General features: G+C 60.8%; 22 protein-coding genes. 14 read left to right on the top strand and 8 right to left on the bottom strand.

All coding sequences use genetic code 11. From position 1 onward, the window contains the following. Positions 1 to 16: 16 nt before the first annotated feature. Both K5K95_RS23750 and K5K95_RS23745 read right to left on the bottom strand, forming a co-directional pair. The gene (locus tag K5K95_RS23750; RefSeq protein WP_222586385.1) at positions 17 to 496 is read right to left on the bottom strand and encodes a DUF934 domain-containing protein; all 480 of its coding nucleotides are present in this window, start codon (positions 494 to 496) and stop codon (positions 17 to 19) included. Next, on the bottom strand, positions 493 to 2,166 hold the full coding sequence (locus K5K95_RS23745) for a nitrite/sulfite reductase (RefSeq protein WP_222586384.1): 1,674 nt from the start codon (positions 2,164 to 2,166) through the stop codon (positions 493 to 495). Before K5K95_RS23745 ends, K5K95_RS23750 begins: the two co-directional genes overlap by 4 nt. Positions 2,167 to 2,546: 380 nt before the next feature. On the opposite strand from K5K95_RS23745, the gene ccoN reads away from it, so the two are divergent. Next, positions 2,547 to 3,974 (top strand): cytochrome-c oxidase, cbb3-type subunit I, encoded by a 1,428-nt coding sequence (gene ccoN, locus K5K95_RS23740; RefSeq protein ID WP_222586383.1) that lies wholly within the window; start codon positions 2,547 to 2,549, stop codon positions 3,972 to 3,974. Between the two features lie 15 nt (positions 3,975 to 3,989). Beyond that, positions 3,990 to 4,211: a cbb3-type cytochrome c oxidase subunit 3 gene (locus K5K95_RS23735; RefSeq protein WP_222586382.1), complete on the top strand. Its 222-nt coding sequence runs from the start codon at positions 3,990 to 3,992 to the stop codon at positions 4,209 to 4,211. 130 nt (positions 4,212 to 4,341) lie between these two features. Here the strand turns inward: K5K95_RS23735 and K5K95_RS23730 are convergent, their stop codons facing one another. Both K5K95_RS23730 and K5K95_RS23725 read right to left on the bottom strand, forming a co-directional pair. After that, entirely contained in the window at positions 4,342 to 4,836 is a 495-nt protein-coding gene (locus K5K95_RS23730) for a hypothetical protein (RefSeq protein WP_222586381.1), read from the bottom strand. Positions 4,837 to 4,906: 70 nt separating this feature from the next. Beyond that, positions 4,907 to 5,683: a helix-turn-helix domain-containing protein gene (locus tag K5K95_RS23725; RefSeq protein WP_222586380.1), complete on the bottom strand. Its 777-nt coding sequence runs from the start codon at positions 5,681 to 5,683 to the stop codon at positions 4,907 to 4,909. Between the two features lie 79 nt (positions 5,684 to 5,762). Between K5K95_RS23725 and K5K95_RS23720 the strand changes: the two genes are divergently transcribed. Then, positions 5,763 to 6,455 (top strand): aspartate/glutamate racemase family protein, encoded by a 693-nt coding sequence (locus K5K95_RS23720; RefSeq protein WP_222586379.1) that lies wholly within the window; start codon positions 5,763 to 5,765, stop codon positions 6,453 to 6,455. A 1-nt stretch (position 6,456) separates the two neighbouring features. Here the strand turns inward: K5K95_RS23720 and K5K95_RS23715 are convergent, their stop codons facing one another. The 3 genes from K5K95_RS23715 to K5K95_RS23705 all read right to left on the bottom strand — a co-directional run bounded on the left by K5K95_RS23715 (position 6,457) and on the right by K5K95_RS23705 (position 9,389). Next, on the bottom strand, positions 6,457 to 6,975 hold the full coding sequence (locus K5K95_RS23715; protein ID WP_222586378.1) for a GNAT family N-acetyltransferase: 519 nt from the start codon (positions 6,973 to 6,975) through the stop codon (positions 6,457 to 6,459). Positions 6,976 to 7,940: 965 nt separating this feature from the next. Further along, positions 7,941 to 8,861 carry a LysR family transcriptional regulator gene (locus K5K95_RS23710; protein WP_222586377.1) on the bottom strand — a complete coding sequence of 307 codons (921 nt, stop codon included), beginning with the start codon at positions 8,859 to 8,861 and terminating at the stop codon, positions 7,941 to 7,943. A gap of 87 nt (positions 8,862 to 8,948) precedes the next feature. Continuing rightward, complete coding sequence (locus tag K5K95_RS23705) at positions 8,949 to 9,389, bottom strand: carboxymuconolactone decarboxylase family protein (RefSeq protein WP_222586376.1); 441 nt, start codon at positions 9,387 to 9,389, stop codon at positions 8,949 to 8,951. A gap of 205 nt (positions 9,390 to 9,594) precedes the next feature. Between K5K95_RS23705 and K5K95_RS23700 the strand changes: the two genes are divergently transcribed. From K5K95_RS23700 to K5K95_RS23685, 4 genes are all read left to right on the top strand, one after another. Beyond that, positions 9,595 to 11,028, top strand: a complete 1,434-nt coding sequence (locus K5K95_RS23700; RefSeq protein ID WP_222586375.1) for a PLP-dependent aminotransferase family protein — start codon at positions 9,595 to 9,597, stop codon at positions 11,026 to 11,028. Positions 11,029 to 11,151: 123 nt separating this feature from the next. After that, on the top strand, positions 11,152 to 11,445 hold the full coding sequence (locus K5K95_RS23695; RefSeq protein WP_222586374.1) for a putative quinol monooxygenase: 294 nt from the start codon (positions 11,152 to 11,154) through the stop codon (positions 11,443 to 11,445). Between the two features lie 190 nt (positions 11,446 to 11,635). Continuing rightward, on the top strand, positions 11,636 to 12,046 hold the full coding sequence (locus K5K95_RS23690; RefSeq protein ID WP_222586373.1) for a cupin domain-containing protein: 411 nt from the start codon (positions 11,636 to 11,638) through the stop codon (positions 12,044 to 12,046). A gap of 227 nt (positions 12,047 to 12,273) precedes the next feature. Beyond that, a complete protein-coding gene (locus K5K95_RS23685; protein WP_222586372.1) occupies positions 12,274 to 12,984 on the top strand; it encodes an ATPase in 711 nt (236 codons plus the stop codon). 162 nt (positions 12,985 to 13,146) lie between these two features. On the opposite strand, the gene K5K95_RS23680 is transcribed toward K5K95_RS23685, so the two are convergent. Beyond that, positions 13,147 to 18,051 carry an NAD-glutamate dehydrogenase gene (locus K5K95_RS23680; RefSeq protein WP_222586371.1) on the bottom strand — a complete coding sequence of 1,635 codons (4,905 nt, stop codon included), beginning with the start codon at positions 18,049 to 18,051 and terminating at the stop codon, positions 13,147 to 13,149. Between the two features lie 503 nt (positions 18,052 to 18,554). Between K5K95_RS23680 and K5K95_RS23675 the strand changes: the two genes are divergently transcribed. The 7 genes from K5K95_RS23675 to K5K95_RS23645 all read left to right on the top strand — a co-directional run bounded on the left by K5K95_RS23675 (position 18,555) and on the right by K5K95_RS23645 (position 26,052). Beyond that, positions 18,555 to 18,908: a hypothetical protein gene (locus K5K95_RS23675; RefSeq protein ID WP_208668626.1), complete on the top strand. Its 354-nt coding sequence runs from the start codon at positions 18,555 to 18,557 to the stop codon at positions 18,906 to 18,908. A 295-nt stretch (positions 18,909 to 19,203) separates the two neighbouring features. Then, positions 19,204 to 20,163, top strand: coding sequence for an AAA family ATPase (locus K5K95_RS23670; RefSeq protein WP_020800601.1), 960 nt, complete (start codon positions 19,204 to 19,206; stop codon positions 20,161 to 20,163). 5 nt (positions 20,164 to 20,168) lie between these two features. Next, the gene (locus tag K5K95_RS23665) at positions 20,169 to 21,113 is read left to right on the top strand and encodes a DUF58 domain-containing protein (protein ID WP_222586370.1); all 945 of its coding nucleotides are present in this window, start codon (positions 20,169 to 20,171) and stop codon (positions 21,111 to 21,113) included. Further along, positions 21,110 to 21,604: a DUF4381 domain-containing protein gene (locus tag K5K95_RS23660; RefSeq protein WP_090183285.1), complete on the top strand. Its 495-nt coding sequence runs from the start codon at positions 21,110 to 21,112 to the stop codon at positions 21,602 to 21,604. The genes K5K95_RS23665 and K5K95_RS23660 overlap by 4 nt, the downstream gene beginning before the upstream one ends. Further along, complete coding sequence (locus K5K95_RS23655) at positions 21,597 to 22,676, top strand: vWA domain-containing protein (RefSeq protein WP_222586369.1); 1,080 nt, start codon at positions 21,597 to 21,599, stop codon at positions 22,674 to 22,676. The genes K5K95_RS23660 and K5K95_RS23655 overlap by 8 nt, the downstream gene beginning before the upstream one ends. Beyond that, positions 22,673 to 24,415 carry a tetratricopeptide repeat protein gene (locus K5K95_RS23650; RefSeq protein ID WP_222586368.1) on the top strand — a complete coding sequence of 581 codons (1,743 nt, stop codon included), beginning with the start codon at positions 22,673 to 22,675 and terminating at the stop codon, positions 24,413 to 24,415. The genes K5K95_RS23655 and K5K95_RS23650 overlap by 4 nt, the downstream gene beginning before the upstream one ends. Further along, positions 24,412 to 26,052 (top strand): BatD family protein, encoded by a 1,641-nt coding sequence (locus K5K95_RS23645; RefSeq protein WP_222586367.1) that lies wholly within the window; start codon positions 24,412 to 24,414, stop codon positions 26,050 to 26,052. Before K5K95_RS23650 ends, K5K95_RS23645 begins: the two co-directional genes overlap by 4 nt. Positions 26,053 to 26,076 lie beyond the last annotated feature (24 nt).

The raw sequence follows: 26,076 nt of genomic DNA, 5'->3' as shown, positions 1-26,076 counted from the left end.
CCAAAGATCCTGGGGCTTATCGCCGCCGAAACAATGGCCTGGGCTCAATCACCGAGCGTCCATACAACACGCTCATCCCTGCCAACCCCTTCAGCGCGTCCTCAGCGGATTTGTCCTTGCGCACGGCAAAACTGTCGAAACCGCATTGGCGCATATGGCTGAGTTGATCGCGCAATACATCGCCCACCGCGCGCAATTCACCGGCCCAGCCCAGGCGTGTGCGCAGCAAGTACGCCTGGCTGTAGCCGCGACCGTCACGAAAACTCGGAAAATCCAGGGCGATCAATGGCAATTGCTCAAACCACGACTTGAGGCTTTCCACCTCATCGTCCGGCCCGAGCCATACCGCGTGTTGCCCGGGATTTTGCAGCCAGCGGGTCAGCGGCAAAATCAATGGACCGGCGGGCAGCTCACCTTCCAGTTCCCGAACCAGCACCCACGGATCGTCAGCGACAATCCGCGCTACACCGTCCTCCAGTCGCAGCAGATTGTTCATGCCGGCACCTCCAGCAGCTTGGGATAAACCTGCTCCTTGAATGGCTCAAGACCGATGCGCTGCAGGGTGTCGACGAACAGTTCTTCGCTCTCGCGGTAACTGACAAATGTGGCGATGAGGCGCTCGATGACTTCGGGTACTTCGCCAGCGCTGAAGGACGGACCGATGACCTTGCCCAGCGCACTGTTCTTGCCCTGGCTGCCACCGAGGGTGATCTGGTACCACTCGCTGCCGTTTTTATCGACGCCCAGGATGCCGATGTTGCCGATGTGGTGGTGGCCGCAGGCGTTCATGCAGCCGGAGATGTTCAGGCTGATATCACCCAGGTCATGGAGGTAATCGAGATCGTCGAAGCGCGCCTGGATCGCTTGGGCAATCGGGATCGATTTGGCGTTGGCCAGCGCGCAGAAGTCGCCGCCGGGGCACGCGATGATGTCGGTCAGCAAACCAATGTTGGCGCAGCCCAGCCCCTGCTCGCAGGCCAGGCACCAGAGTGTGTAAAGATTGGCCTTAGGCACATCCGGCAGCACGATATTCTGCTCGTGGGCGATGCGAATTTCGCCGAAACCGAACTGCTCCGACCATTCGGCCACGGCTTGCATCTGCTCGGTCGTGACGTCTCCCGGCGGCGAGGCGATGCCCGGTTTGGTCGACAGCACCACGCTGGTGTAACCCGCGACCTTGTGCGGCTGGACATTGCGAGACACCCAGCGGGCGAACGCCGGGTTGTCGGCCAGGCGGGTGCCGAATTCCAGGTCGGTATCAGACAGCGAACGGTAATCGGGCGCCACGAAGGCACTGGCGACACGCTCATATTCGGCGTCGGTCAACTGCGCCGGACCGTCCTTGAGGTACTGCCACTCCTCTTCCACTTCCTTGGCGAACGCTTCGATGCCCAGGGCCTTGACCAGAATCTTGATCCGCGCCTTGTACTTGTTGTCGCGCCGACCGTGGCGGTTATAAACCCGCAGCACCGCCTCGACATAGGACAGCAGATGCTGCCACGGCAAACCCTCGCGAATCTGCAAACCAAGGATCGGCGTGCGCCCCAATCCGCCGCCCACGATGACACGCAGCAACATTTGTCCGCTTTCATCGCGATAAAGATACAGGCCGATGTCATGCATCATAATCGCCGCGCGGTCCTGCTCCGCCGAGCAGATGGCGATCTTGAACTTGCGCGGCAGGAACAGGAACTCGGGGTTGATGGTCGACCACTGGCGCAGGATTTCCGCCAGCGGACGCGGGTCCATCAGCTCGTCCGCCGCCACCCCGGCAAAGGCTTCGGTGGTGATGTTGCGCACGCAATTGCCAGAGGTCTGGATCGCGTGCATCTCGACCTGCGCCAGGCGCTCGAGAATGTCCGGCACCTGAGCCAGTTCGATCCAGTTGAACTGCATGTTCTGCCGGGTGGTGAAGTGGCCATAACCGCGATCGTAGTCGCGGGCGATGCTCGCCAGCGTGCGCATCTGCCCGGCATTGAGCGTGCCGTAGGGAATCGCCACGCGCAGCATGTAGGCGTGTTTCTGCATGTACAGGCCGTTCTGCAAACGCAATGGCAGGAATTCTTCTTCGCTCAACTCGCCGGCCATGAAACGTTCGACTTGATCGCGAAACTGCGCAACCCGCTCGAAGACCAGGGCCCGGTCATAGTCGTCGTACTGATACATGTGGCTACCTCATCAGGGTCTGGCATAGAACCTGTGGGAGCGGGCTTGCCCGCGAATGCGGTGTCTCAGGCGACATCACTGTTGGCTGTGCCGCCGCCTTCGCGGGCAAGCCCGCTCCCACAGGGATTGTGGTGGCGGATCGGGCTCTTCGGCTCGTTTTAAGGCAGTGACTATGAACCCACGGCGCAGCGCATTACAGATTCACCTGAACACGAAAAAACCGTATCAGGCTGCGTCAGATGACCGCAGGCATGGCTTGCATCTGATCCGCACAAACTCGCTTTTTCTGAGCCTGTTTTGTTTTCGGCAGGGTTTCTACAGTTGACGGCATGCCAGTCCGGGTGGGCTGGCAAGACTTTGCAACCGTGGAAGCATTGACCATGAGCACAGCAACACTCACACAGGCCTACAACTACAAGGTCGTGCGCCAATTCGTCGTGGCAACCATCGTCTGGGGTGTCGTGGGGATGGCGATGGGCGTGTGGATCGCCTCGCAACTGGTGTGGCCCGAGATGAACCTCGACCTGCCGTGGACCACCTTCGGCCGCCTGCGTCCGCTGCACACCAGCCTGGTGATTTTCGGCTTTGCCGGCAGCGCGCAATTCGCCGCCAGTTACTACGCGGTGCAGCGCACCTGTCAGGTGCGGCTGTACTCGGACACACTGGCCGCGTTCACGTTTTGGGGCTGGCAATCGGTGATCGTGGTGATGCTGGTCACCCTGCCGCTGGGCTACACCACCACCAAGGAATACGCCGAGATCGAGTTCTCCGGCGCGGTGTGGATGACCGTGGTCTGGGTCGCGTACGCCATTGTCTTCTTCACCACCGTGGTGCAACGCAAGACCAAACATATCTACGTCGGCAATTGGTTCTTCGGCGCGTTCATCGTGGTAATCGCCATGCTGCACGTGGTCAATCACCTGTCGATTCCGGTGGACTGGTTCAAGTCCTACCCGGTGTATTCCGGGGCCACCGACGCCATGGTGCAGTGGTGGTACGGGCACAACGCCGTGGGCTTTTTCCTGACCACCGGGTTTCTGGGGATGATGTATTACTTCGTGCCCAAACAGGTGGGGCGGCCGGTGTATTCCTATCGGTTGTCGATCGTGCATTTCTGGGCGTTGATCACCCTGTACATCTGGGCCGGTCCGCACCATTTGCACTACACCGCGTTGCCGGACTGGGCACAGTCGCTGGGCATGGCAATGTCGCTGATCCTGCTGGCACCGAGCTGGGGCGGGATGATCAACGGCATGATGACGCTCTCGGGCGCCTGGCATAAGTTACGCACCGACCCGATCCTGCGCTTTCTGGTGCTATCGCTGGCGTTCTACGGCATGTCGACCTTCGAAGGACCGATGATGGCGATCAAGACCGTCAATGCCCTCTCCCACTACACCGACTGGACCATCGGCCACGTCCACGCCGGCGCCCTCGGCTGGGTGGCAATGATCACCTTCGGCGCCATTTACCACATGGTGCCGAAAGTCTTTGGACGAGAGCAGATGTTCAGCACGCCGCTGATCAACGCGCACTTCTGGCTGGCGACCATCGGCACCGTGCTGTACATCGCGTCGATGTGGGTCAACGGCATTACCCAAGGCTTGATGTGGCGGGCAATCAACGACGACGGCACGCTGACCTATTCATTCGTCGAAGCGTTGCAGGCCAGCCATCCGGGTTACGTAGTGCGCTTTGTCGGCGGCCTGTTCTTCCTCAGCGGAATGTTGCTGATGGCTTACAACGTGTGGCGCACCGTGCGGGTGTCGGACGTGGCCTTGGCGGAACGTGACGCGCAGATTGCGTGAGGCAAGGAGCCTGGAATGTTTGAAGTGTTATTGAATGTGATGGCGGTGCTGGGGCTTTGGCTCGGAGTCGAGTATTGCCTGAAGCGGGAGACGACGCAGAGTCTGGAGGATGCCAGTCTGATTCCGTTTGCGGATGATCCCGAGGTAGCGCGGCGAGTGGAATTGGCCACCGGGAAAACGGTGAAGGCAGTGGCGCCGGAAGTGCTGAAACCTGGCTGGGGAAACCTGGAAATCTAACCCACCACAAATCCACTGTGGGAGCGAGCCTGCTCGCGATGGCGGTTGATCAGCCAACATACATGTTGATTGATAAATTGCTATCGCGAGCAGGCTCGCTCCCACAGGGTTATGTGTCAGGTCAGAAGATTCAGCCGCGTTCGCGGGGAATCAGGCTCTGCAGTTGCTGCGCCAGGAAATTCGCATCGAAGGCAAAGGTATCCGGGTCTTTCAGGCCGTTGGTCTTGCGCCACTGCCAATGGGTCGCGGGTGGCAGGCACACCAGCGAAATGCTGCCATAGCGCGCTGCCGTCAAGCCCATCACCGCCAATGAAATCTGACCACCCACGCCCATAACGTCCGGCACGAACTCCACCGGTTTGCCGGCGATCACGATACTCAGCTTTTCAGTCTTGAACGTGGACGTCTCGACCGGAACGCTCGGCCCTGACGCGACGCACGCCTCGCGGTTCACTTCCAGCAGATTCGGTGCCTGGACCGGTTCCAGCCACAGCTGGATCTGATCGAACAGTTCACCAATGCGCGTCGCCCACATGGCCGATTGCGACTCAAACAGTTGCTTCTTGTGCGCTTCGCTTTCTGCATAGTGGCGAAGCATCTCGCCCAGTTGCTGTACGTCGTCCATCGCGGTGTTCCTTTGGTTGAAGCGGTGCTGCGGACATTGAGCATGGCAGATGCGAGCTGGCGGCGTACGACTAAAAGCGCGAACGGTACTGGCTGGGGGTCATGGCGAGGTATTTGCGAAAGGCGCTGCCCATGTGGGACTGATGGGCGAACCCCGCATCCAGAGCGATGCTGGCCAGGTTCAGGTCGCTGCGTTCGATCATCCGGCGAGCCGCCTGAAGCCGCACTTCAACCAGATAGGCGTGGGGCGTCAGGCCAATGGCCTGGGTGAAATCACGCAGAAAACGCAGCGCGTTGTGCCCGTAGGTGGCGGCCAGTTGTTCCAGCGTCAGGGGTTGGTGGAACTGCTCGGCGATCTGATCCAGGACCCGGGCAAAGGATGCTGGTGCGACCTTGTCTGGCGCTCCAATTGTCGGCCGGGTCAGGCCAATAAAACCCAGGGCGCATTGCTCGAGCGCCATCTGGTCGGGTTGCGCGGCCAGCAACAGCCGCCGCATTTCGCGCGCGAGGGTCAGCGCGCGGCGATTGCCTGAAGATTGCACACGATGGTTGACGGCGGGTAACTGTTCACTGGCAAACGCTTCGTCGAGGCGCATCAGCAGGTATTCACCGCCGCTGGCTGACTCTGAGAACACCTCGACACCAATCGGTGTATAGGCCAGGACGCCCGGCCAGGTATCAAAATCCACACGGCGGTCGGAGTCGATCGCGTGCACGCCGTGCTGACGTTCCAGCGTCACCCCGAGGGTTTGTGACTGCGCCGCATCACGCGCGCTGTAGGCGGCACGGGGCAAGAGTTGCAGGCAAACACTGCCACCGAACAATTGCTGGCTCATGACGTCAGGCATGTGAAATTTCCTGATAGATCAAAACCGGGATCCACTGGACACTCTCTCGCAAAGGGTAGCCAACAAACAGGAGCACGCCATGCGCACCATCGGCCTAATCGGCGGCATGAGCTGGGAGTCCAGCGCCGAGTATTACCGTCTCATCAATCAACAGGTACGCGACCGGCTCGGACCGTTGCGTTCGGCGAGATTGCTAATGTACAGCGTCGACTTCGGGCCTGTCGAACAGGCTCAGCATGCCGGGCGTTGGGACGATGCCGCAGCGATCCTGGTGGACGCGGCGCAGCGCTTGGAAGCTGGCGGCGCGGAGTGCGTGGTGCTGTGTACCAACACCATGCACAAAGTGGCCGGGCAGATTCAGGCTGCGATCAGCATTCCGTTTTTGCACATTGCCGATCCGGCGGGTCAGGCAGCAGTCGATGCCGGGACACTGACGGTCGGCTTGCTGGGCACGGCGTTTACCATGGAACAGGACTTTCTCAAGGATCGGCTGAACGCAAAAGGCCTGAAGGTGCTGGTGCCGGAAGCCGAAGAGCGTAATGCCGTGCACCGGATCATTTATGACGAGTTGTGCGTCGGCGTGATCAACGAGGCGTCACGCAAGGTGTATCAAGAGGTCATCGAGTCACTGACCCGACGCGGCGCCCAGGCGATCATTCTCGGCTGCACCGAAATCGGCCTGCTGATCAAACCCGAGCACAGCGCCCTGCCCCTGCTCGACACCACCGAACTGCATGCGCAGGCGGCGGTGGCGTTTGCGTTGGGCGACTGACTCAATCGGCCGGCGCGCGACGCAGGCGCGCCATGCTCAAGGTGTCGACCAGTCGGCCGTCGCGCACGGCGTAGTCACGGAACAGACCTTCGGTCTCGAAACCGAACTTGCGGTAGAGCCCGATGGCCGCTTCGTTGTCGGCATACACGGACAGTTCGACCCGTTGCAGATTCATCCAGTTGTCGGCAACGTCCAGCACGGCCGCCAGCAGTTTCGAGCCCACGCCTTTGCCCTGCCATGCCACCGCGACGCCCATGCCGAGGTTGCCGGCGTGGCTGCGGCGAATCCGCGAGAACTGCTCAAGGCCAATGTTGCCGATCACCGTGCCTTGATGCAGCGCCACCAGTTGCACTATGCGTTCGTTATCCGGTGCCAGGCGTTTGCGCCAGACTTCGGTGGATTGAAACGGCATTTGCAAAACCTGGCGGGTGATGGCCGGGTCGTTGTAGAGCGCGGTGACGCCGTCGATGTGGGATTCGTTGAAGCGTTCGAGGGTGATGATCGGGTCGGTGGCGGGCATGGGTGATTCATCCTTGATGCAGACATGGCTGATTACTTTACAACGCTATCTCTCGGTATGGCGACATCCTCCCCCTGTAGGAGTGCGATGCTGGTTGGGTACATATCCGTTTTTGTGGTAACGGCGGCTATTGGTTCCGCCCTGACGGCGGGTCACTTGGAAAAGCCCCAAGTAACCAAGGGCTCTTGCCCCTGACGTTCGGTGCCTCGCTAAGGCTCGGCATGCCCTCGCTCCGGTCCTGCTCCGTGGGCCCGCCGCCATCGGCCATCCATGGCCGGGGGCGGCTAACCCGGCATCCATGCCGGGTTGCCCACTGCGCAGAACCTGCGCTCGGCCTCTCGATGGGGCGTGCACCGCCAAAGCCAAGCGAGGCGGCCTACGGGCCGACCTGATTCTTCAACGCTGACGCGTCCTGATCGTTCCCATGCTCCGCGTGGGAATGCCGCCGGGGACGCTCTGCGTTCCGCTGTCGACACCAGGCTTGAGTCTTGCGCGATGGTGACGCGGAGCGTCACGGGATGCATTCCCACGCGGAGCGTGGGAACGATCAACGGCAACAGCATCGCGAGCAAGCTCGCTCCCACATAAAGCAGATCGGCGCACAGCTGTGGCTCCTCACCACTCTTCAGGTCGAGCGTTAGCTCGCCTTGCGCTTTTGATCTTGATCTTGATCTGCCCCATCGGGAGGCCGAACGCAGGTTCTGCGCAGTGGGCAACCCGGCATGAATGCCGGGTTAGCCGCCCCCGGCCATGGATGGCCGATGGCGGCGGGCCCACGGAGCAGGACCGGAGTGAGGGAATGCCGAGCCTAGGCGAGGCACCGGACGTCAGGGGCGCAAGCGCTTGGTTACTTGGCGCTCTTCCAAGTGACCCGCCGTCAGGGCGGAACCAATATCCGCCATCACCAAAAAAACGGATATGCACCCAACCCCAACCCCAACCCCAACCCTAACAGGCGATCGAGGTCAGCTTTGGAACCACTCCCGACGCTCATTGAAGGTGTTTTGGATCAGCTCCACGATAACCTGCACATCAGCCTGCCGCTGAGACTCGGCATTGACCGCCATCCACACCTGGCGCTGCATCGGTTGCTCGAACAACCCGGGCAACGCGATCAAGCTACGGTCAAACTGGCTCATGTACTGCGGCAACAGGCCGATGCAGGCGCTGCAGCGGATCATCTCCAGCATCAACTCATAAGAATGCAACTGCACCACGCCGGCCAGGCGCTGATCCACCACGCTGTTCCATGGGCGGAAACTCTCGATCTGCCGATCATGCTGCCATTGCACCAACAAGAAATCGGCCAGGTCATCAAGGCTGTCCGGCCGTGCGGTGACTCGCGAATAGCGTTTGGCGATGTGCGGCAAATACTCCAGGCGCGCCAGTGGCTGGGGTTCGCTGATGGCGAAACTGGGCCCCGGCAGCGGTGAATCGGTGCCGGCCAGCCACAGCACCACATCGGCACTGATCGCTTGCAGGGCCAGTTCACTGTCCAGCGTAATGATGTCCAGGCGAACGCTGGCGTTGCGGCGTAGCAGCGACACCAGATCACGGCCAAGGATGTCATGCAGGATCGACTCGGCCACGGCCAGTCTAATCAGCGGCTGTTCGATCACCGGCACGTCGTGCTCATGGGCCAGGGCGATCAATTGCGCCTGAAGCTGCAACCCTTCACGGCTCAACGCCACGCCAGCGTCCTGATGATGGAACAGCGAACACTGCAATTGCGCTTCAAGCTGCGCCAGGTGTTTGCGCAACTGAGTTGATTTGATATTGAGGCTGCGCGCCGCTTGCATGAAGCAACCGCAACGGGCGCTCACCCGGAAGGATTGCGCGAGCACCGGATCGATACCGGAGGCGCGAGCGGATTCCATGAATGCCATCTATGACTCCCTGTCGATCTGTCCTGTAAAACCTCATCCTGCGCAGCGTTTATGAACCTGACGTGACACCCCCGATGGAAAATCGATTCAGCCACTGGGGGTTTGCCGAAAGCTCACCGCCAGACGATTCCAGCTATTGATGGTAGTGACGGCGATGGTCAAGTCGACCATTTCGGTTTCACTGAACTGCTCCCGGGCCAATGCATACACGTCATCCGGCACATGGCTTTCAGACAGCAACGTCACCGTTTCGGTCCAGGCCAGCGCCGCCCGTTCACGGGGGTTGAAGAAGCCGCTGTCGCGCCATACCACGATCGAATACAAGCGCCGGTCCGTCTCGCCCAGACGCCGCGCATCCACCGAGTGCATATCGGTACAGAAGGCGCAGCCGTTGATTTGCGAGGCGCGGATCTTGATCAGGTGCAACAGCGCCGGCTCGATGCTGAGGTTGCTGGTCAAGGCTTCCATGGCGATCATCGCTTTCATCGCCTTGGGCGAGGCGCTGTAGTAATCAAGGCGGGAACTCATGGTGGCAGCCTCTTGGTTTGAAGGGTTGCTTCCACGGTAGGCGCTGACGCCGGCACGTTACAGATCCAATTGAGCGAAAAAGCCGTGGACCGCCCGGCAGCAGACCAATCGCCGCTTTTTTGCCCGCGCAACTTCTGCACCGCGGCCCTTGCGGGTAATCTGGCGCGACGCACACGCGCCTCTATCGCCCAGGAGCCTCGCCGGTATGGAACTTCATGTTGTCATCAACGGCCGCAAGGACCTGGCAGGCCAGTTGTACAACCAACTGCGCAGCGCCATTGAAACCGGCCGTCTGGCAGCCGGCACGCAGCTGCCGCCCAGTCGCTTGCTGGCCGAGCAGTTGGGCATTTCGCGCAAGACCATTTCCGACACCTATGCGCAGCTGACGTATGAAAACTTCCTGACCGGTGTCATTGGCAAAGGCACTTACGTCAACGCCCGGGCGGCGAAACCCGTGCCCAAGCAGAGCCATTCGGCGCTGGCGAGTTTTGAGGTGATCGAATCCTGGCGCAACCTGCCGGTGTTTCTGCGGCATCCGAACCTGGAAGGCTCGCTGCGCTACGATTTCATCGGCGGCGCCACCAGCAAAGGGCAGTTTCCCCAGGACGATTGGCGCCGCTGCACCTCCCATGCATTGCGCCAGATCACAGCGTCCAAGGGTTTCTACAGCTTGCCCGAAGGCCTGCCGGCGCTGCGTAACGCCATCGCACGGCATATCGCGTTTTCTCGCGGGGTCAATTGCCAGGACGAAGACGTGGTGGTCTGCAACGGCGCGCAACAGGCGCTGGACCTGATTTCCCGGGTACTGAACCGGCCGGGTAGCATCGTCGCGATGGAAGACCCCGGTTATCCGCCGGCGCGCTTGTTGTTCGGCACTCACGGCGCCACGGTGATCGGCGTGCCAGTGGATGCCGAAGGCATTCAAGTGGACAAGATTCCGTTGGGCACCCGGCTGATTTACGTCACGCCTTCCCACCAGTTCCCGTTGGGCATGCCCATGAGTCAGGCGCGCCGGTTAGCACTGCTGGAGCGCGCGTACGAGCTGGGCGCGATCATCATCGAGGACGATTACGACAGCGAATTCCGCTACGAAGGCCGGCCCACCGATTCGCTGCAAAGCATGGACGAGCGCGGCATCGTTGCCTATGTCGGCACGTTTTCGAAAACCATGCTGCCGGAACTGCGCCTCGGTTATGCGATTTTGCCACCGGCAATTCTCGACGCCGTGATCCGCGCCAAACAGCTCACCGACCTGCACACCTCGACCCTGCCCCAATGGGCGCTGGCCAAATTCATCGCCGAAGGCTGCCTGCTCAAGCACATCCGGCGCTGCCATACGATCTATGCCGGGCGCCGCGAGCGGATCCTGACGCGCATGGCCGGTGATCTTTCACCGTGGCTTGCGCCGGTGCCCACCACTGCCGGGTTTCACATGGTGGTGATGTGCAAGGTGCCTATCGATATTCCATTGGTGATCGAGTTGGCCAAGAAGGTCGAAGTCGGGCTCTATGCAATCGACAGCTTTTACTACCAGCAAGCGCCAAAAGCCGGGTTTTTCCTGGGGTTTGGCGCCATCGAGACCCTGGACATCGACACCGCCCTGGACCGTCTGCGCGACATTTTGCAGCAGGTTGCCTGACCGATTGGTCTGCGACTTTATCCGGCGATTGGCTATTGGCGGTCCCCAGGTGCAGGCCTATCCTGCATAGGCGTTATCCCTCAATGAGCAGGATTCGTCCGGCCTGATTCAGGAGTGTGAGCAATGTCCAACGAAGTGATCAATACCGTAAAGGTGAAGGCCGCCGCCGGCCGCTCGGAAGAACTGGGTAAGCAACTGCAAAAGATTGTCGAAACCCTGCGTCAGCAACCGGGCTGTGAATCCTATATGGTCGACCGCTGCCCCGAGGACAGCAACCGCTGGAACGTCAGCGCCCGCTGGCAATCGGAAGCGGCCATGCAGATGCATTTCAACTGCCCTGAAGTACAAGGCTTCATTGGCCTGATCGACAGCCAGCTGGCCAACTCCGTCGACTTCAACAGCTTTCCGATTCGCTAACCTTTCCGTAGCAACTGCCGAACAATGCAAGGCTGCGTTCATACCGAACGCAGCCTTGTGCTGCCTGGCATTTGCTATCGCGAATGCATTGATGGATTGGTCCCCTCACCTTCCCCAATATTGGCTGTTTGATTGCCCCGACCCGGGGACTATCGTGGGTCCTGACGATAACCACCGCAGGTAAAGAACCATGAAAGCGTTGCGTTTCCTTGCTGCCCCGCTCGCCGCCCTCGCCCTGACCGTATCAGCCTCGGCCTTTGCCCACGATCCTTCGGAAAAGGTCACGGTCCTGCAGGACCAAATGCTGCAAAACGTGCCTGGGAAAAAGGCATTGATGATCGAAGTCGATTACAAGCCGGGACAATCCTCTATCGCCCACAAGCATGAAGGCACCGCCATGGCCTACGTGCTTTCGGGATCGATCACCTCGCAAGTGAAGGGTGAAAAGGCAATCACCTACAAGGCCGGTGAGTTCTGGTACGAACCGGCAGGCTCGGAGCATCTGGTCTCGAAAAATGCCAGCAAGACCAAACCTGCGAAGTTGCTGGTGTTCATGGTGCTGTCCCCGGACGAAAAAGTGTTAATCCCTTTGGAAAACTGATGGCTGAACGCGCAGCCATAAATAAACGGGCCCGAACTGGATGTTCGGGCCTTTTTATTTCCCCGCGGCATTAACTGAAAACTTTTAAACCAAATAAAACTAGGGACCAACCAACAAGTTGAGTGCTGGCTATTTCAATCAGTCGCGACAGGTTTAGTCTGGAATCACCGAGATTATCTCCGGCAACTAAGATGCTTAAACCCAAGTTGTTTCACTGGAGAAACACCATGAAACTTGCGCTTGTCAGTACCTTAACGATGACGGTTGTATTAACGGGCTGCTCGATCCCCACCGCACCCACGGCAGTGTCTTCGCTGGACGGCCTCTCGATGCCACCGGTCGGTCGCAGCAATGCCACGCGCATCACCAATGGCAGCCATGTTTCGCTGGGCGTTATCTACAGCCGCAATACCCAGGTCAACCGGGCCTACCTTCAGGACTACCAGGCCAATGCCGGCACCGGTTTCGGCCAGAGCCTGCTGGTGCAGTCGATTCACGATGCCTACGTTGCCACCTCCAGGCCCGATCTCGCCGTGGACTGGGTCAAGGCCTCCCTGCAGCGTCAGTTCGGTTCGGTCACGGTGTACCCGGACCTGCAAAGTCTTAAAGCGGCGAAACCCGATGTGGTGGCGATTATCGACAGCCGCAGTCAGTTGATTACCTCGCGCAGTTCGGACATTCAGGCTGATGTCAGTGCGGACTTTTATGATGCCCACTTTAATTACATCGGTACTGCACAGGGGCATGACGCTAAAGAATTGAGTCCTGTATGGGCGGACTTCAAACGCAGCGAAGAGATCGTCGCGGACATTAATGAACAACAGAATGTGCAAGTTCGCGCGCTGCAAAAGTTTGACCAGTCGCTCAATAATTTATTGACCAGCCCGACAGATAAAGTGTCGATGATTGATAACACAATGGGCCGGAAGTTGTATTAAGGCTAATGACCCTATCGCGGGCAAGCCCGCTCCCACAGTTGACAGCGCCCCCCTGTGGGAGCGAGCTTGCTCGCGATAGGGCCTGACCGGGCAACACAAAACCGCGAGATAAAAAAAGCCCCGCATCTCTCAATGCGGGGCTTTTTCATTCAGCGGCTGATATCAGGCCGCAGGCTCCAGCTCTTCAGCGCTGACAGCCGCGGCGGCTGTCACCACTGCTTGCCCGCTCAACGCCAGGTCCAGCAGCTCACGGTTGGCGACCGCGTACATGGCGTAGTCAGTGCCGCTGGCGGCACGGATTTCCACCAGCATGGCACGCCAGCGTTCGATCATGCCTTCGTGCTCTTCCATCCACAGCGCCAGACGGGTTTCCACGTCGTGAGTGCCGTCGCCCTGTTGCAGGACGGAGATGGTGATCGCACGTTGTTGCCAGTCGACGTCATCGCGGAACGCTTCACGGGCCAGGGCTTGCCAGTTGTTTTCAACCGGCAGTGCACTGATCTGTTGCAGGTACCAGGTGATGTCCAGCGCGCTGCCCACGGCGAAGTAAGCCTTCGCCACGTCTGCAGGGTTCTGGCCAGTCACGTCGGAGGCCTCGATGATCGGCAGCAAGGTGTACAGGTGCGAAGTGCCAGCCACCATGCGTGCGAGCAACTCCGGCACACCGGCTTCGACGTACGCCTCATAACGAGCCTGCCAGTTTTCGTGGATCTCGCCACTCAGCAGTTCGTCGAGCTTGAGACCCAACTCCTTCAGATGCGGACCGAAGTGCGCAACGTCACGGGCAGCGTTCTGCTCGTTGCGACGGGCACGCAGGAACCAGCGCGTAGCACGGCGGCCCAAGCGCATCAGCTCGTCCATCAGCTCCAGTTGCACGTCGGCCGAAACCTGATAATCCAGGGCTTCAATCTGACGGAACCAGTGCGGGAGGTGGAAGATGTCACGCACGATCACGTAGGCACCGGCCACGTTCGCCGGGCTCATGCCGGTCGACTCTTTGAGTCGTTGAACGAAGGTGATGCCCATGTGGTTCACCAGATCGTTGGCGATCTGGGTGCTGACGATTTCACGCTTCAGACGGTGACGGCGCATGGCGTCGGAGAACTTGCTCACCAGGCTCGGTGGGAAAGCGGTTTCCATGTCGCGCGTCAGGTAGTGGTCGTCCGGCACCTGGGAGTTGAGCAACTGCTCCTTGAGGTCGATCTTGCTGTAGGAGATCAACACCGACAGCTCGGCACGGGTCAGACCGTGGCCTGCTGCAACGCGCTCGTTGATCGCGTCTTCGGCCGGCAGGAACTCGATCGCACGATCCAGCTTGCCGCGGCCTTCCAGGTCGTTCATCAGACGCTTGTATTCGGCAATACGCGGCAAGGCACGACGGGCAGCCAGCGACAGCGCCTGGGTCTGCTTGTAGTTGTTGCCGAGCACCAGGTTGCCCACTTCGTCGGTCATGCTCGCCAGCAACTGGTTACGTTGCTTGTCGGTCATGTCGCCGGCGTGAACCACTTCGTTCAGCAGGATCTTGATGTTCACTTCGTGGTCGGAGCAGTCCACGCCACCGGCGTTGTCGATGAAGTCGGTGTTGGAACCGCCGCCATTGAGGCCGAATTCGACACGACCCAGTTGGGTCATACCGAGGTTACCGCCCTCGCCCACGACTTTGCAGCGCAGTTCGTTGCCGTTCACGCGCAGCGCATCGTTGGCCTTGTCGCCGACATCGGCGTGGCTTTCGGTGCTGGCCTTGACGTAAGTGCCGATACCGCCGTTCCACAACAGGTCCACTGGCGCCTTGAGCAAGGCGTTCAGCAGTTCGGTCGGGGTCAGCTTGTCGGCCTGAATGTCGAAACGCTCTTTCATCTGCGGGGAAATCGCGATGCTTTTCGCGCTACGGGAGAAGATCCCGCCGCCTTCGGACATGATGCTGGTGTCGTAATCCGACCAGGCCGAACGCGGCAGGTCGAACAGGCGCTGACGCTCGGCGAAGCTGTTGGCAGGCTCCGGGTTCGGGTCGATGAAGATGTGCAGGTGGTTGAAGGCTGCGACCAGTTGCAGCTTGTCGGACATCAACAAACCGTTACCGAACACGTCACCGGCCATGTCGCCGACGCCAACTACCGTGATGCTGTCTTTCTGGACATTGATGCCGCGTTCACGGAAGTGGCGCTGAACGCCGACCCACGCGCCCTTGGCGGTGATGCCCATCTTCTTGTGGTCGTAACCGGCCGAACCACCGGACGCGAACGCGTCACCCAGCCAGAAGCCGTAGTCGATGGCGATGCCGTTGGCGATGTCGGAGAAGGTTGCAGTGCCCTTGTCCGCCGCCACCACCAGGTACGGGTCATCGTCGTCATGACGCACGACGTTGGCCGGCGGCACCAGTGCGCCGTCTTTCAGGTTGTCGGTGATGTCCAACAGGCCCGAAATGAAGATGCGGTAGCAGGCGATGCCCTCGGCCGCGATCTCGTCACGGCTGCCGCCCAGTGGCAGGCGACGCGGCAGGAAGCCGCCCTTCGCGCCGACGGGCACGATGACCGAGTTCTTCACTTGCTGGGCTTTTACCAGGCCCAGGACTTCGGTACGGAAGTCTTCTTCACGATCGGACCAGCGCAGACCACCGCGAGCAACGTTGCCGAAGCGCAGGTGCACGCCTTCGACGCGAGGCGAGTAAACGAAGATTTCAAACTTCGGTACTGGCTTCGGCAGCTCAGGGATCTGGTGCGGGTTGAACTTGAAGCTGAAGTAGGACTTGTTCTGACCGTGGGAGTCGGTCTGGTAGAAGTTGGTGCGCAGGGTCGCCTTGATCAGGTCCAGGTAGCGACGCAGGATGCGGTCTTCGTTCAACACCTGAACATCGTCCAGTGCCGTCAGAATCGCGTGTTCCAGACGTTGCTGCTTGTCTTCCAGATCGTCGCTGGTCAGCTTGCGCGCCAGGTAGAAACGGGTTTTGAACAACCGGGTCAGCTCACGAGCGATGTCGGTGTGGTTGTTCAGCGTGCTGGCGATATAACCCAGGTCGAAGCCCAGGCGGATCTGCTTCATGTAACGCGCATAAGCACGCAGCAACGCCACGTCGCGCCATGGCAGGCCAGCGGTCAGTACCAGACGGTTGAATGCATCGTTCTCGGCATCGCCACGCACGATGTGGACGAAAGCGTCCTGCAAGGTGTCGTTGAGTTGCTGGATGTCGAGTTCCAGGCCTTCGGCAGCGGTAAACGCGAAATCGTGAATCCAGAACTCGCGGCCGTTGTTGTGGCGCAGGCGGTACGGGAATTCACCCAGAACGCGCAGACCGAGGTTTTCCAGGATCGGCAACACGTCGGACAATGCCAGCGGGGTATCGGCGTGATACAGCTTGCAATGCAGTTCGCGTTGGCCCGAGACCTGACCCAGTGGCTGATAGAAACTCATGACCAGTGGATTTTTTTCGCTCAGGCTCAGCAGGTGCTGCATGTCGACCACAGCCGAGTGGGCAGCGAAACGCTCGCGGTAACCGGCCGGGAAGCCTTTCGGGAAGTCTGCCAGCACATTGGTGCCGTGGGCTTCGCCGAAGCTCTCGACAACCAGGCTCGCGTAGTCGTCCTGCCAGCTGCGGCAGGCTTGCACCACTTCTTTTTCCAGCAGAACCGGGTCGATGTCCAGGCGGTTCTTCGGATCGACGCGCAGAATCAGCTGCACGCGCGCCAGCACGGACTCGGAGAAGAAGGTCCAGAACTCGCAGTCCGAGGCTTTCAGGCGATCCATCAGCACTTGCTGGATCTTCTGACGCACTTCGGTGGAGTAGATGTCGCGTGGCACGTAGGCCAGGCAGTAGCAGAAGCGGCCGTACGGGTCTTTGCGCAGGAACACGCGGATCTTGTTGCGCTCCTGGATCTGCACGATCGACATCACGGTGCTGAACAGCTCGTCGACCGGAGTCTGGAACAGGTCATCACGCGGCAGCACTTCGACCACTTGCGCCAGTTCCTTGCCCAGGTGAGCCTTGGGCTGGAAGCCGGAGCGGCGCTCGATTTCTTCGACCTTGCGGCGGATGTACGGGATGACCCGCACGCTCTCGCCATACACCGAGGAGGTGTACAGGCCCATGAAACGGCATTCCTTGATGACGTTGCCGTCGGCATCGATTTCACGGATCGATACGTAGTCCGGGTAAGCCGGACGGTGCACACGGCTCGGATGCGCGGCCTTGGCGAACGACAGCAGGGTCGGTTCGCGCAGGTAGTTCACGGCGTAGTCTTCGATGCGCAGGTCATCGTAGGTCAGGCCGGTGCGCAGCAGCTTGGTCAGGCCGAGGAACGAATCCTGGTCATAGACGATGTGGCCGCCGTCGGCTTCGTCGCGAACCACGAATTCTTCATAGCCGAGGAAGGTGAAGTGGTTGCCCACCAGCCATTCCAGGAAGCTCTTGATCTCGGCTTTTTCTTGCGGATCGACCGCGAATTTGCTGTTGTCCAGGCCGGTCAGGATTTCCTGGACCTTGTCTTTCATCGGCTCGAAATCGGCGACCGCGACGCGGACTTCGCCGAGAACCTGTTCCAGTTCCTTGCTCAGGACATTCATTTCGGCCGTGTTGGCACAACGGTCGATTTCCAGGTACATCAGGGATTCTTGCAGGATCCCTTCGCCCTGGGTGCCTTTTGGCAGGATTTCCAGCAACTCGCCCTTGCTGCCGCGACGCACGCTCAGCACCGTGGTTTGCAAGGTATGGATGCTGTAGCCGCGGCGATTCAGCTCGGTGCGCACCGAGTCCACCAGGAATGGCAGGTCGTGGTGCAGCACTTCGACCGCGGTGTGGGTCGACTGCCAGCCGTGGCGCTCGTAATCAGGGTTGTAGACGCGCACTTGTGGTTGCGCGTGATCGAAGCGCTCAAGCAGGCGCCACGCAGAAAGGGTGCAGCCGGCGAGGTCGGACAACCGACGCTGGGTCAGCTCGTCCAGGGAAATGATGCCGAAGAATTGTTCAGCGAACAGCGCCACTTGTGGCAGTGCCTGTTCACTGATGTGCTGCGCCAGTGCCGCTTGCAGTTGGTGCTGGAAGTCGGCTTTGCTGGCTGCGGTGAAGAACGCCATCTGTGGTACTCCGCTTGGGCTTGTTATTGATGGAAGCGTCGCGTGCAAAACCCCTTTCGGGGCGATCCGTCACCCTGTTCCTGATTCTCGGGCAGAGGAAACAGGGTGACAGGTGGATGAAGCTGGACGAGACACTCAGGTCACATTCACCTTCCAAGAATGGGCATCTGCAAAAACGACTCTGCGATCAATTGCACAATGTCTTTACAGGTATCCATTCGATGCGCAGCTTAACGAGTGCGGCAAGGCCTGTGCTTGCGGTGCTGCGACATATTCGGTCATCGGTACGCAGCTCTCGGCATGCGCCTCGAACAACACTAGCAGTCGCGCAAGAAAACGGGGGTTTTATGCCCGTTTTTACAGCACCTCCGTACTCGAAATGACCAGCAACACTTCAAGTGTTCACGACACTTCCTCTGACACTCAGACGAGCAGAAATTCCCCCAGGCTGGCAGAATCGGGTTTTATTGCGTTCATAACGCTCGCCGAGCCAGGAATTCCCCATGCAAATCACCACCGAACAGTTGATCGTCAACCCGTGCGATGACGAAGAAGACAACCTGGCCATGCTCTGCTGCACCAGCGATGATGGCGAGATGTTCCTGATGAGCCGCTTCCCCGATGAGGAGGAGCTGGAAATCATCTTCCAGGACACGCCTTCAACGCTGGATGGCGTGAAAGTCACCCTCAGTCCTACCCGCCTGCTGATCGAAATCGCAGCAGCCGACGCCGATGCGCTCAACGGCGAAGATTCCCTGGAAATCATCCACAACACCGATGCCAGCGACCTGCCGGAAGTGGAAGAGACCTTGCAGAATATTCTTGATGGCATCGGCACTTATATAAGCGAGCTCTAAGCCTTGGATTCTTGAGTGTCTGAACTGGCCCCATCGCGAGCAAGCTCGCTCCCACATTTGATCGCATTTTCATGAAACAACTCGGTCTCCTGTGGGAGCGGGCTTGCTCGCGATGAGGCCCGAAAGCACACCGCCTACCTTCGAACCTCACAAATCTCCAACACTTTCTCCAATCAATTCCCGCACTTTGCACAAAATGCCGTTAGTCGCCGCCCCCCGCGATGGATTAAAGTAACGCCCCCAGCCCTGGCGTTATTCGAACGTCTTCGGTCACCCTTTCCAGGAACAGTCATCGATGGAACATCGTGAAGCGCTGCTAGCGCTGCGAACCTTTCTTTCAACGCAGATTCTCGGCCAGGAAAAACTCATCGAGCGCTTGCTCATCGCCCTGCTTGCCGACGGCCACATGCTGGTCGAAGGCGCCCCTGGCCTGGCCAAGACCAAGGCCATCAAAGAACTCGCCGAAGGCATCGAAGCCCAGTTCCACCGCATCCAGTTCACCCCTGACCTGCTGCCGGCCGACATCACCGGTACGGAAATCTATCGCCCGGAAACCGGAAGTTTCGTGTTCCAGCAAGGCCCGATCTTTCACAACCTGGTGCTGGCGGACGAAATCAACCGTGCCCCGGCCAAGGTGCAATCGGCGCTGCTGGAGGCCATGGCCGAGCGTCAGGTCAGTGTCGGGCGCAGCACTTATGAGCTGTCGCCGCTGTTTCTGGTCATGGCCACGCAAAACCCGATTGAGCAGGAAGGCACCTACCCGCTGCCCGAAGCCCAGCTCGACCGCTTCCTGATGCACGTGAAAATCGGTTTCCCGGACGCTGCCGTCGAACGCCGGATCCTGCAACAGGCCCGTGGCGAAGCGCTGAACGGCGAAACCAAACCCGAACGCCGGGTCAGCCAGCAGGCGATCTTCGCCGCCCGCAAGGAAATCCTTGGCCTGTACATGGCCGACGCCGTGGAGGAATACCTGGTGCAACTGGTCATGGCCACGCGCACGCCCGGCAAGTTCGACCCGGAAATGGCCGAGTGGATCGCCTACGGCGCCAGTCCACGCGGCTCGATCGCCCTCGACCGCTGCGCCCGGGCTCACGCCTGGCTGGCCGGTCGCGACTTCGTCAGCCCGGAAGACATCCAGGCCGTGTTGTTCGACGTGCTGCGCCATCGCATCATTCTTTCCTTTGAAGCCGAAGCTGCTGGCATCGACCAGGACCGGGTGGTCCAGCGGATTCTCGACGTCGTAGCCGTCGCTTGACCCCGATGAACGCCCTCCTGCCGCCCGAGCCGGGCATCCGCGTCAGCCTCACCGAACTGATCGAGATGCGCCATCGCGTGCGCGAAGTGCAGCTGTTTTCCACGCCGAGCCAGCGCAGCCCGCTGATCGGCCTGCACCACTCCAAGCTGCGCGGGCGCGGCGTGGACTTCGATCAGGTGCGGGTCTATCAGGCCGGCGACGATGTGCGCACCATCGATTGGCGCGTCACCGCCCGGACCCAGGAACCGCACACCAAACTGTTCCACGAAGAACGTGAGCGGCCGATTTTCATCATGGTCGAGCAAAGCCGCCGGCTGTTTTTCGGCTCCGGACTGATGTTCAAATCGGTGCTTGCGGCCCAGGCGGCGAGCTTGATTGGCTGGGCGGCCCTGGGCCATAACGACCGTGTCGGCGGGTTGGTGTTCGGCGACAACGAGCACTACGAAATCAAACCCCGGCGCAGCAAACAGAGCCTGCTGCAGTTGCTCAACCGTCTGGTGCGGGTCAACCAGTCGCTGCACACCGAGACCGAGCAGCACCGCGATTCGCTCAACCTGGCCCTGCGCCGCGCACGGGAAGTGCTGCGCCCTGGCAGTCTGGTGATCTTGATCTGCGATGAACGCGCCTTGACCGAAGGTTCCGAGCAGCAGCTGAGTTTGTTGTCACGCCATTGCGACCTGTTGCTGCTGCCGCTGTCCGATCCGCTGGACCACGCCCTGCCCGCCGCCGGACTTTTGCGATTTGCCGAGCGTGGCGCGCAGCTGGAACTCGACACGCTCAATTTCGACCTGCGCCAGACCTACCGCGCCCAGGCCGAAGCGCGCATTGCCCGCTGGGAATTGCTTGCGCAGAAGTTGCGGGTGTTGCTAATGCCGCTGAGCACCCAGAGCGAGATGGTCGAGCAGCTGCGCGAGTACTTGAACCCACAGAAGCCGGGGAAAGGTCGATGAGCAGCCTCGATCAATTGCAACCGCTGATCACCCCGCCACCCATCGATTTCTGGCCACCCGCGCCCGGCTGGTGGCTGCTGCTGTTGTTGCTGCCGCTGATCGGTTTCGGACTGTGGAAGGCGCGGCGCTTCATTCCGAACAAACGCCCTGTCGTGCGTGCCGAACAACCGCTGGATCCGGTGCGTATCGCTGCGCTGGCCGAACTGGCGCGGATGCCCAAGCCCTATGACGGCGCACCGGCCGGCGCCTGGCTGCAGCAGCTTAATGGCTTGCTCAAGCGCCTGTGCCGCAACCATTACCCCTACAGCCAGAGCCACACCCTCAACGGGCGCAAATGGCTGGCGTTCCTCGACAACCGCTGCCCGGCCGCCGGCCTGACCCGCTGGATGGTGCTGGTCGAAGGCGCCTACAAACCCGAATGCAAACTCGACGACAAGGCCATCGCCGGCCTGACACAAGCCGTCGACACCTGGATTCGCAAACATGTTTGAGTTCACCTGGCCGTGGATCTTTGCCCTGTTGCCGCTGCCCTGGCTGATGCGCATCCTGCTGCCGGTGGCCGACAGCGGCGAACCGGCGCTCAAGGTCAGCTTCCTCAACGACCTCGAGGGACTGGCCCGTCGCCGCGCCCGGGCCAACCTGCCGGCATGGCGCCAGCAAGCGCCGTTCATCCTGCTGTGGCTGTTGTTGCTGATGGCTGCCGCTCGCCCGCAATGGCTGGGCGAACCGCTGCCGATCGCGGCCAGTGGTCGTGATTTGCTGGTGGCGGTGGACGTGTCCGGCTCCATGGATTTTCCCGACATGCAGTGGCAGGACGAAGACGTCAGCCGCCTGTCGCTGGTGAAGCATTTGCTCGGCGATTTCCTTGAAAGCCGCGAAGGCGACCGCGTCGGCCTGATCCTGTTCGGCAGTCAGGCATACCTGCAAGCACCGCTGACGTTCGACCGCCACACCGTGCGCGTGTGGCTCGACGAAGCGCGTATCGGCATTGCCGGCAAGAACACCGCCATCGGCGATGCCATCGGCCTCGCGCTCAAGCGTCTGCGCCTGCGTCCGGCACAAAGCCGCGTGCTGATCCTGGTGACCGACGGCGCCAACAATGGCGGCGAAATCGATCCACTCACCGCGGCGCGCCTGGCGGCCAGCGAAGGCGTGAAAATCTACCCGATCGGCATCGGCGCCGACCCGGAGCAAAGCGGTACGTTGGGATTTCTTGGGGTCAACCCGAGCCTGGACCTCGACGAGCCGGCCTTGAAGGCCATCGCCCAAGCCACGGGCGGCCAGTATTTCCGCGCCCATGACGGCAAGGAACTGCAGGCGATCAAGGACACCCTCGACAAACTCGAACCGGTGACCCAGCAACCGACCCAGGCCCGCCCGGCTCAAGCGTTGTATCACTGGCCCCTGGCGCTGGCGTTGCTGCTGAGCATGTTGCTGGTGGTGCGCGAGCTTTGGCCGGATAACCCGCTGCAGCGACTGTTCACCAAGGATCTGTTTTTGCAAACGCAATTGCCTGACTGGCGCCAGCGGCTCAACCGCCTGCGCCTGCGGAGGCGCCGATGAGTGCGCTGTGGCCGTACTGGTTCCGTCCCTGGTGGCTGCTGTTGTTGCCGGTCTTGGGCTGGTTGATTTGGCAGCTCTGGCATCGACAGAAACGTGCCGGACGCTGGCAGATGATTCTGCCACCGGCCTTTCACGCCGCGTTGCTGAGCGGTGGCGGCGGTCGCGACAGCAAATTGCCGTGGATCACCCTGGCCATTGCCTGGGTGCTTACCGTTCTGGCTTTGTTGGGACCGAGCTGGCAGCGGGTTGAACAAATCAGCCAGAAACCCGCCGACCCGGTGGTCGTCGTGTTTGAACTGACCCCGGAAATGCTCGCCACCGATGTCGCCCCCAATCGATTGGAGCAAGCCCGACGCAAGCTGCTGGACCTGCTGCAAAACCGCAGCGATGCCCAAACGGCCATTGTCGTCTATGCCGGCAGCGCCCACACCTTGGTGCCGTTGTCGGACGACCTCTCCACCAGCCGCAACCTGCTGGACGCGCTCAAGCCTTCGCTGATGCCCGTGGCCGGCCATCGTGCCGATCTCGCGGTGACCAAGGCCCTGTCCCTGCTCCATCAGGCTGATTTGGGCGAAGGCCGGATCCTGCTGATCGGTTCAACCCTGACCGAGCTGGAACGCGAGGGCATTCAACAAGCGTTGGACGGCAAATCGACGCAGTTTCTGATGCTAGGCATCGGCACCGCTGAAGGGGCGCCGGTGGCCCAGGAGGACGGCAGTTTCCTTAAAGACGACCAGGGCGCGATTCTGGTGCCGCGCCTGGACAGCCCAAGCCTGAAAGCCTTTGCCAATGACCTTGGCGGGCGTTATCACCAGGCGCGCCTTGACGATTCCGACCTGCGCGGCCTCGGCCTGCTCGACGGTCCACGCAACCTGCGCAACGACGGCCAGACCCTGCGCCTCGACACCTGGGCCGATCAGGGTTTCTGGCTGCTGCTACCGTTATTGCTGCTGGCGGCCTGCGCCGGTCGCCGCGGCTGGTTGTTCTGCCTGCTGCCGCTGATGCTGGCGCTGCCGCAACCGAGCTATGCCTTCGATTTTCAAGACCTGTGGCTGCGCCCCGATCAACGCGGTTTGCACCTGCTCAAGCAAGGCCATCCGGCGAAGGCCGCGCAGCATTTTGAAGATCCGCAGTGGCAAGGCGTGGCGCTCTATGAAGCCGGCGACTACGCCGGTGCCGCCCAGCGGTTCGCCGAAGGCAACGATGCCCACGCCCACTACAATCGTGGCAACGCCCTGGCCCGAAGCGGCGATCTGGAAGCGGCGCTGGATGCTTACGATCAAGCGTTGGAGCGCCAGCCGGATTTGCGCCCGGCACAGACCAACAAGGCGCTGGTGGAAAGTCTGCTCAAGCAGAAAAACACTCCGACGCCGGTCGAACCAGACAAAAACCCAGGCGAGCAAACCGACACCGCCGCGCAAGAGCCACCACCGGGCGCCGCCACGCAACCATCGGACAATGGCGAACCGCAAACCGACGCCCAGCAGGCTGCCTTGGAGGCCAATCAGTCGCCCGCCACACCAGCAAAACCGGGCACCAATGAAGTCCCGGGCAGTGAACTGGGGGATGAACAGACCACCACGCCGCCGCTGCACCCGGCCAACGACAACATCGATGGCGAACAGCGTCAGGCGCTTGAGCAATGGCTACGTAAAATCCCCGACGACCCGGGTGAATTGCTAAGACGCAAATTCTGGTACGAACAGCAACAACATCAGGATCAGGGAAAAACTCGATGACCCGCTTCACCCTTTTCATCCTCGCACTGCTGTTCTGTGCCGTTCAGGCCCAGGCGGTGGAACTGGTCGCCAGTGTCGACCGCAGTCGCCTGAACTCCGGCGAGACGGTCGAACTGACCCTGGAATCCAACGACGTGACGCAGTTCGGCAAGCCTGATCTGGCGCCACTGGAGCCGCAGTTCGAAGTGCGCGGCACCCGCCAGGTCAACCAACTGACGACTCTCAACGGCGACAACCGCGCCACCACACGCTGGATCATCACCTTGCTGCCCAAGGAAAACGGCAGCGTGACGATTCCTTCGTTGCAGTTGGGCGAGGCCCACAGCCAGCCGATCATCGTGCAAGTGGTCGAAAGTGAAACCCAGGACACCACAAATAAACTGGCGCCGGTGTTCATCGACGCCAGCCTCGACCAGACCAGTGTGTACGTACAGGCCCAGGCCATCCTGACCTTGCGCATCTACCATTCGGTGTCGCTGTACGACGACAGCAGCCTGACCCCGTTGCAGATTCCAGACGCGCGCATTGAACAGTTGGGCGAGACACGCACCTACGAAAAAGCCATCAACGGTCTGCGCCATGGCGTGATCGAAATGCGCTATGCGATTTATCCGCAACAAAGCGGTGAGTTGACCATCCCGGCGCAGATGTTCAGTGCCACGCTGGTGGACACCCAGCCCCCCCAGGACCCTGCGGCCCAAGGGGCAAAAACCGGAAAATTGATGCGCGTCAGCTCTGCGCCGATTCTGCTGACAGTGAAGGCCAAACCCATTACGTACCCGGCTGACATGCCGTGGCTACCGGCACGCAGCCTGGAACTGAGCGAAAGCTGGAACCCGGAACCGGACCACACGCAGGTCGGTGACTCGCTGACCCGCAGCCTGACCTTGAAGGCCGAAGGCCTGGCCAGTTCGCAATTGCCACCGTTGCCCGCCACGGACGTCAACGGCCTGCGCCGCTACCCGGATCAACCGGTGTTGAGCAACCAAAGCACCGAACGCGGTTTGGTCGGTCACCGTGAAGAACGCGAGGCCCTGGTGCCTGGCCGCAGTGGCGCCATCGAGCTGCCATCGGTGGAAGTAGTCTGGTGGAACACCTTCGAAGACCACCTGGAACACAGCAGCCTGCCCGCCCGAACCCTGCAAGTGGCGAACAACCCAAGCCTCGTGGTCGACACCCCGGCCAGCGGCGCCCAACCCACCTCCACGGCCGACAGCGAAGCCCTTTGGCGCTGGAAACTCAGCACCCTGATCCTCGCCTGCACCACCCTGCTGGGCTTCGGCCTCTGGTGGCGAGCGCGCTGGCAACCGGCAATATCGCGCGCCGCGCAGGCCGGCCCGAGCCCACGCACAGTGCTCGACGAACTCAAACGCGCCTGCCAGGCCAACGACCCACACGCCACCCGCCAGGCCCTCGACGCCTGGGCCCGGCAACAACCGGAAACCCTGGCCGACATGGCCGCCCGCTTCGTGCCACTGTCCGACGCACTGGACGGCCTGAACGGCGCGCTCTACAGCGAAACCGGCCAGTATTGGCAAGGCGAAGATTTGTGGCGTGCGATCAAGGCAATCCCGATTGCCGAACGGGTTCATGATCCGGTGGGTGACAGTGGGTTGCCGCCGTTATATCCGAAGTAAGATCGCGTCATCGTTCATCGCGAG

It is taken from the genome of Pseudomonas sp. DR48 (assembly GCF_019823085.1).
Lineage (GTDB): Bacteria > Pseudomonadota > Gammaproteobacteria > Pseudomonadales > Pseudomonadaceae > Aquipseudomonas.
This window is presented reverse-complemented; position numbering and strand designations above follow the sequence as displayed.

Excerpts from the sequence above, each read along its gene's own strand:
- K5K95_RS23750 (WP_222586385.1), bottom strand. The coding sequence starts at position 496 with ATGAACAATCTGCTGCGACTGGAGGACGGTGTAGCGCGGATTGTCGCT.
- K5K95_RS23745 (WP_222586384.1), bottom strand. The coding sequence starts at position 2,166 with ATGTATCAGTACGACGACTATGACCGGGCCCTGGTCTTCGAGCGGGTT.
- ccoN (WP_222586383.1), top strand. The coding sequence starts at position 2,547 with ATGAGCACAGCAACACTCACACAGGCCTACAACTACAAGGTCGTGCGC.
- K5K95_RS23735 (WP_222586382.1), top strand. The coding sequence starts at position 3,990 with ATGTTTGAAGTGTTATTGAATGTGATGGCGGTGCTGGGGCTTTGGCTC.
- K5K95_RS23730 (WP_222586381.1), bottom strand. The coding sequence starts at position 4,836 with ATGGACGACGTACAGCAACTGGGCGAGATGCTTCGCCACTATGCAGAA.
- K5K95_RS23725 (WP_222586380.1), bottom strand. The coding sequence starts at position 5,683 with ATGCCTGACGTCATGAGCCAGCAATTGTTCGGTGGCAGTGTTTGCCTG.
- K5K95_RS23720 (WP_222586379.1), top strand. The coding sequence starts at position 5,763 with ATGCGCACCATCGGCCTAATCGGCGGCATGAGCTGGGAGTCCAGCGCC.
- K5K95_RS23715 (WP_222586378.1), bottom strand. The coding sequence starts at position 6,975 with ATGCCCGCCACCGACCCGATCATCACCCTCGAACGCTTCAACGAATCC.
- K5K95_RS23710 (WP_222586377.1), bottom strand. The coding sequence starts at position 8,861 with ATGGCATTCATGGAATCCGCTCGCGCCTCCGGTATCGATCCGGTGCTC.
- K5K95_RS23705 (WP_222586376.1), bottom strand. The coding sequence starts at position 9,389 with ATGAGTTCCCGCCTTGATTACTACAGCGCCTCGCCCAAGGCGATGAAA.
- K5K95_RS23700 (WP_222586375.1), top strand. The coding sequence starts at position 9,595 with ATGGAACTTCATGTTGTCATCAACGGCCGCAAGGACCTGGCAGGCCAG.
- K5K95_RS23695 (WP_222586374.1), top strand. The coding sequence starts at position 11,152 with ATGTCCAACGAAGTGATCAATACCGTAAAGGTGAAGGCCGCCGCCGGC.
- K5K95_RS23690 (WP_222586373.1), top strand. The coding sequence starts at position 11,636 with ATGAAAGCGTTGCGTTTCCTTGCTGCCCCGCTCGCCGCCCTCGCCCTG.
- K5K95_RS23685 (WP_222586372.1), top strand. The coding sequence starts at position 12,274 with ATGAAACTTGCGCTTGTCAGTACCTTAACGATGACGGTTGTATTAACG.
- K5K95_RS23680 (WP_222586371.1), bottom strand. The coding sequence starts at position 18,051 with ATGGCGTTCTTCACCGCAGCCAGCAAAGCCGACTTCCAGCACCAACTG.
- K5K95_RS23675 (WP_208668626.1), top strand. The coding sequence starts at position 18,555 with ATGCAAATCACCACCGAACAGTTGATCGTCAACCCGTGCGATGACGAA.
- K5K95_RS23670 (WP_020800601.1), top strand. The coding sequence starts at position 19,204 with ATGGAACATCGTGAAGCGCTGCTAGCGCTGCGAACCTTTCTTTCAACG.
- K5K95_RS23665 (WP_222586370.1), top strand. The coding sequence starts at position 20,169 with ATGAACGCCCTCCTGCCGCCCGAGCCGGGCATCCGCGTCAGCCTCACC.
- K5K95_RS23660 (WP_090183285.1), top strand. The coding sequence starts at position 21,110 with ATGAGCAGCCTCGATCAATTGCAACCGCTGATCACCCCGCCACCCATC.
- K5K95_RS23655 (WP_222586369.1), top strand. The coding sequence starts at position 21,597 with ATGTTTGAGTTCACCTGGCCGTGGATCTTTGCCCTGTTGCCGCTGCCC.
- K5K95_RS23650 (WP_222586368.1), top strand. The coding sequence starts at position 22,673 with ATGAGTGCGCTGTGGCCGTACTGGTTCCGTCCCTGGTGGCTGCTGTTG.
- K5K95_RS23645 (WP_222586367.1), top strand. The coding sequence starts at position 24,412 with ATGACCCGCTTCACCCTTTTCATCCTCGCACTGCTGTTCTGTGCCGTT.